The sequence below is a fragment of the Bacillus sp. mrc49 genome, assembly GCF_002803435.1.
The window spans coordinates 1-5875 of the sequence record NZ_PHNG01000481.1 but is presented as its reverse complement, the minus strand read 5'-3'; the positions used below and the strand labels follow the sequence as shown (position 1 = coordinate 5875).

At 43.9% G+C, this 5875-nt stretch carries 5 protein-coding genes; 3 read left to right on the top strand and 2 right to left on the bottom strand.

Going from position 1 to position 5875, the window contains the following annotated elements; translation table 11 throughout:
* Together CVN76_RS04455 and CVN76_RS04450 are read left to right on the top strand one after the other, a co-directional pair.
* Positions 1-2208 (top strand): Fn3-like domain-containing protein (locus tag CVN76_RS04455; RefSeq protein WP_157805515.1); only part of this gene is annotated, 2208 nt, incomplete at its 5' end.
* A 595-nt stretch (positions 2209-2803) separates the two neighbouring features.
* Positions 2804-3205, top strand: coding sequence for a hypothetical protein (locus CVN76_RS04450; RefSeq protein ID WP_100530451.1), 402 nt, complete (start codon positions 2804-2806; stop codon positions 3203-3205).
* A gap of 89 nt (positions 3206-3294) precedes the next feature.
* On the opposite strand, the gene CVN76_RS04445 is transcribed toward CVN76_RS04450, so the two are convergent.
* Positions 3295-4683 (bottom strand): aminotransferase-like domain-containing protein, encoded by a 1389-nt coding sequence (locus CVN76_RS04445; protein WP_332850605.1) that lies wholly within the window; start codon positions 4681-4683, stop codon positions 3295-3297.
* Between the two features lie 179 nt (positions 4684-4862).
* Between CVN76_RS04445 and CVN76_RS04440 the strand changes: the two genes are divergently transcribed.
* Positions 4863-5471, top strand: a complete 609-nt coding sequence (locus CVN76_RS04440; protein ID WP_100530449.1) for a LysE/ArgO family amino acid transporter — start codon at positions 4863-4865, stop codon at positions 5469-5471.
* An 80-nt stretch (positions 5472-5551) separates the two neighbouring features.
* Here CVN76_RS04440 and CVN76_RS04435 read toward each other — a convergent pair.
* The coding region (locus CVN76_RS04435; RefSeq protein ID WP_198512475.1) for a helicase-related protein at positions 5552-5875 on the bottom strand (324 nt) is incomplete at its 5' end.

Here is a 5875-nt window from a genome sequence, read left to right as displayed (position 1 = left end):
GATGGAGCTAAGCTGAAAACGGCCATAACTGCTGGAGAAAAGGTTAAGGTCAGCTTCAATGGCGATAAAACAAAATCGGCAAACCCGGAAGCGGGAAAAATGAGCGCATTCAGTTCATGGGGCGTTGCACCGAATTTGGACTTCAAGCCAGAAATCACTGCTCCAGGCGGGCAGATATACTCGACGTTGAACAATGATGAATATGGGATGATGAGTGGTACCTCGATGGCGGCACCACATGTTTCCGGCGGCTCTGCCCTTGTTCTGGAAAGAGTGGATAAAGACTTTAAATTAACAGGACATGCCCGAACCAATTTGGCTAAAAACCTGATGATGAACACGTCAAGACCAGTGAAGGATCAAGGGGTCGTCAACAAGGCACTTGGTTGGGAAAATCCTTATTCGCCACGCAGGCAGGGAGCTGGAGTCATGCAGCTTCATTCAGCATTGTCCACGCCAGCCGTCGTGACGGAGGCATTCACGAAAGAAGCGAAGGTAGCCATGAAAGAGGTAGGCAATACGTTTGCTTTTAGCTTGAAGGTCGAGAATTTCAGCAACAAAGCAGTCAAATATGATGTAAAAGGAAATATTCAAACGGACTACGCCATCCAAGGTCAACTCGGCTATTCCGCTCATCAGTTGGAAGCCCAGGAAATTAAGGACGCTTCAATCAAAATCAATAATAAAGATACAAACAAAATAACCGTACCAGCGAAAAAATCGGTAACCTTTGAAGTGAAAGTCGACATATCCAAAGCAAAAGTGCTTGGTGATGATCTTGAGACGCTTGTCGACATTAACAAGGTCTTCCCAAATGGATATTTTGTGGAGGGGTTCGTTACTTTGAAAGATCCAGCAGACACCAACCCGGAGCTGCATGTACCGTATGTAGGGTTCAAGGGGGAGTGGGATAAAGCACCAATCCTTGATGGAACAAAATATGATAAAGAGTCTTTTTATGGCGCGGCAGGTGCTGTAACGACAGTAGGTAAAGATTTCGATTACCTTGGCCATGACCGTGTAGCAGATACATTCGACAGCAAACGCATCGCGATTTCCCCGAATGGTGATGGCGCACAGGATGACTTCGTGCCGCTTCTATCATTCTTGAGGAATGCAAAAAAGGTAGAGTACAGCATCCTGAATGGTGAAAACAAACAAGTAAGGAAACTTCGCACGGAGAATAATGTGAGCAAGAACTATTATGATAGCGGGGAAGGAACTGCTTATACACTTGATCCAGCCCGGAAATGGGATGGGAAGGTCAATAATGCATTGGCAAAAGATGGTGTCTATTATTTTGAAATTAAAGCGATGATAGATTACGAGGGTGCAAAATGGCAGACATATAAAATGCCGATCAGAATCGATACGGTAAAACCAACGGTCAGGATTTCGAAAAAGGGTAACGTATTAACGATCCAAGGTAAAGATAATCTGAATGGTTCGGGAGTAGCTTATTATGATGTACAGGTCGATGGAAAATCGATCCTGGAAAATCTGCTTCCGGGGACTTCGAAACAATTCACCCTGCCTGATTTACGAGGGGAAAAAGTACAGGTGGTGGCGATTGACAATGCAGGCAATGAAAAAGCGGCCGAAACGGAATTAGCCAAGGATTCGGCGCCAATCGATAACTATGCACCGGCTGTAAAAATTAAAAGCCCTGAAACCTTAAGCGTGAACAATAAAAGTAAAATCAAAATAACGGGGGAAATCCAGGAAGCATCGAAAATCAAGGAATTTAAAATCGATAATCAGACGGTCCCTGTAACGTATAACAAAACGAGTAAGAAATATGAATTCTCTTATGAAAAGAAATATGCAGATGGCGTCCAAAGCATGACGGTCAAAGCGACAGACAATTGGGATAACACGGTATCGTTTAAAAAGGTGTTCATGGTCGATACGACAAAACCAGGCTTGAAGGTTAAAGGCGTGCCGGCAACTGTGGGAGCAAAAGCGAAAAATCCGAAGGTGGACGTGACGGTTGAGGATAATTTCGATGAAATTCGCCTGTACTTGAACGGAAGTGAAGTTTTCTATAATGAGTTCAAGGAACCATACAAAATGAGGGCTTTTAAGAAAGAGATAAAGAAATTGGAACTGCCGCTCAAATCGGGCAACAACAAGATTGAGTTTAAAGTGACCGATCTTGCCGGCAATGAATCGAAGAAGGAATACAACATAATCAAAGCAAAGAAATAAATCTTATGCTGTAGGCAAACTCGGGTATTAACGGAGTTTGTCTACAGTTTTTTCTTTTTGATACGTGAACGTTGCATTCCAATTGGTGAAAGTTGGAGGGATGATCCCTAGAGCGTTCCATTGCCCTGCAGGCGCTCCGGGAAGCCATCTCGGCGGTTTGTCCTACCCTGGCGAGAAATGGTACAAAAAGCATGTTAATAATGCACTTTTATGAGAAAACCTGCCCCAAATTCGATGCAAAGCCTGAACTCGCGAGTAAAATGGCTGAATTAGCGACTTACTTTACCTTAGACCCTTCTCATTGCACTGCTGGATCTCGGCTTATCGTGGCAGTCCATGAGCCTCCTTGATAGGCGCCTGCGGTGTCTTCCCTGGACACGAATTCCAGCACAGGGGTCTCGCACCCTTCGTTCCAAGCAGGTAACGACTCGTGCCTTAAATCGGAGAGAGGATTCGATTGCTAACAATCTTATTTTGTTTGGTGCAGTCTTTAAAACCGTTTATTGGGTTATATGAAAATATTTTTATAATCTAGCAGGTAAATGGAATGAGAGAAAAGAATTAGGTATAAAGAACCAATGAAAGGAGAGAATTTATGAATTATAAGAAAAACTCGAGCAATAAGGAGGATGTTCGTGGAATTACAGTGAAAATTGAAAGAAGGAACAGGGCCCCGGCTTCCCTGGCAAAACCGAGTTTTTTTGATGCGCTTCAACATGTCAGTTCTCCATTTGAAAGAAAGCCCCTCTCGGATTCAACTTATCAAAATTTTCCACTATGTCAATTAGTAACTCTTTCTTTCTTTGAAAAGGGCGCCAGGACATCCATTAAATATGACCCGCATAAAGAAATAATCACAATTGAAGAGATTCCGGAAGAATATCAGGTGAATAAAGGAAGCGCGCTAACTGCAATTCTGGAGCATATCATGATCGATCATGGAAAACACCATTCCTTTTTCATCACCAATTTGAGTGAGAAGATCATAAAAAGGTGAGCAGCTTCTCCGTAGGGTCATCTTTAGTTTAATTAGGAGAGGGCTGCCGTGGCAGCCTCCAAGTCGTGTCTAAGCAGATTTTCCTGGGCTCAAATCAATCGCCGGATGATTTTCGAGAGGGTTTGAATCCCATAAGCCAGCTGTTCCTCGGAGGCATATGAGTACGAGAGCCGAAGATGTGTATGGTTATTTGGTTCATATATGTACCCAGGATTGATGAGCAGGTGCTCTTTTATCGCTAGCTTGAAAAGGGTTGGATTCACAATTGGTTTGCCTAATTCTAACCATATATAAAATCCGCCTTGGGGTGTTTGCCATTTGGCAATCCCTTCAAAATATCGATTGAGAAGAGCCAGTGTGAAGTCCCTGCGTGCCAACAATTCACGGCGCAGCCAATCTAAATGTTTCGAATAATGGCCCTGTGATAACCATGTGGCTACAAGGTGCTGCGAAAGTGCACTCGAGCCATAGTCCATTTGCATTTTTATATCTGCCAGACGTTCAATAACAGGCATCGGACCAGCAATCCACCCGATGCGCAACCCTGGGCTCAATGTTTTCGACATACTGCCAATGTGCAAGACCAGGCCATCGGCATCAAAGGATTTTAAGGGTGGCGGTGGTTCTGTTTCCAACCATAAATCACTATAAACGTCATCTTCAATAATGGGGATTTGCTCCTTTTTGCATATGGATAGAAGATCCAACCTTTCTTCTTTTGTCCAAGTCGCATTGGTTGGGTTGTTAAACGTTGGGACCGTATACAATAGAGACGCTTTCCGCTTCCTGTTGATACGCTTTATTTGATTCGGGATAGTTTCCCGCCCATGTTTTGATAGGCCTGCCAAATGCATGCCCGCAGATTGAAAGGGGTGAACCGAATTCAAATAAGAAGGTGATTCATGTAAAATCAACGATCCTTTTGGAAGCAAACCAACTGCGATCAATTGGAGTGCTTGAAGCCCGCCGGAGACGATCATGAGCGAGCCGGGACTTACGGTTACTCCTTTTTCCTTTAAATGATCACTTATGCTTTGCCGCAGTCTTTTATCGCCCTTCGGTTCGGAATAGCCTAATGAATATGCATCAAAAGCGGTGGATTGCAGCGTCTGCTCGATTTTTTTAACAGGCAAAAGCGAGGGGGAAAGCTCGCCGGTACCCAATCGGATCATGGCAGTGTCCGCTTCATGAAAGTTAATGTCTTGAATCGTCTGTATATTGGGTTCATGCAGTCCGTTCCGGACATATTTTCTCCAGTCGGGCTGCTTACTTGCGGCTAGCACGTTCCAAGTGTTATTGGAAACGAATGTACCGGATCCCACCTTCGTTTCCAATAGTCCGTCTGCAATCAGCTCATCGAGAGCTGTAATGATCGTGCTTCGGTTTACTCCAAAAGAATCCGCCAATGAGCGCTGCGATGGAAGCTTGGTAGCAACTGGCCATTCCCCGCTTGTTATTTGCTGTTTCATCCAATTCACTATTTGCTGGTGAAGGGATAGGCTTGAGTTCCGGTTTGGTCTCCATTCGATAACGATAAGGAAAACACTCCTTTCATATACAATTCATTATTGATTGGTTGGGTGAAAGCACTCCCAAATGGATGGTCAATTCCTTTGCTTTTTTCATTATACTGAAAGTGAAGGAGGAAGGTATTCGTATGGGACCATTTTTTCATGGATTGCTATTGGCATTAGGCCTGATCCTGCCATTAGGCGTGCAGAATGTATTTATTTTCAATCAGGGAGCAATCCAGCCGACCATAAAAAAGGCTTTGCCTGCAACGATCACTGCTGCCATTTGTGATTCTGCACTCATTCTGTTGGCCATCTTCGGCGTTTCGTTGATTGTCATGCAATATGTTTGGCTGCATCTGGCATTGATCATTATTGGAATCACATTTTTATTGTATATGGGTTTTCAGATTTGGTCTTCCGGTGCCATTCCACAAGCAGATGCTGAAACTAAGCAAATGTCAGCAAAAAAACAGATGATTTTTGCTTTATCGGTATCATTGCTCAATCCGCATGCAATCTTGGATACGATCGGTGTAATCGGATCGAGCTCGCTTGTATATTCAGGAACGGATAAAGTGATTTTCACGGTAACGTGCATCGCTGTGTCATGGTGCTGGTTCCATGGACTATGTCTGGCGGGACGATTGCTGAAAAAGATTGATACTACTGGCAAGTTCCTTGGTATGTTAAATAAAGTATCGGCCATCATCATCTGGATTACGGCTCTTTATTTGTTGAGTTCGATTTTTTAGAAACGATTTTCACTCCATTTGATGGCTATTCAAACGGAAAAAGGAGAATGCCCATTCGATAGGCATTCTCCTTTTGTACCTTATTGAAGAGCGACCAGGTCCTTGATTTCCTCAGTGGAAAGTTCGGTGATCCAGTTGTCACTGCTGATGATTTCGTCGTTCAATGCTTGTTTTTTATCGAGCATTTGATCAATCTTTTCTTCCAGTGTCCCTGTACAGATTAGCTTATGAACATGAACGAATCGCTGCTGTCCAATTCGGTAGGCACGGTCCGTGGCTTGATTCTCGACAGCCGGGTTCCACCAGCGATCATAATGGATCACGTGGTTTGCTTCCGTTAGGTTAAGACCGGTGCCGCCAGCCTTTAATGAAAGAATGAAGATGGGGAATTCGCCATCTTGGAA

Coding starts and splice junctions, on each gene's coding strand:
- CVN76_RS04450 (WP_100530451.1), top strand. CDS start 2,804: ATGAATTATAAGAAAAACTCGAGCAATAAGGAGGATGTTCGTGGAATT.
- CVN76_RS04440 (WP_100530449.1), top strand. CDS start 4,863: ATGGGACCATTTTTTCATGGATTGCTATTGGCATTAGGCCTGATCCTG.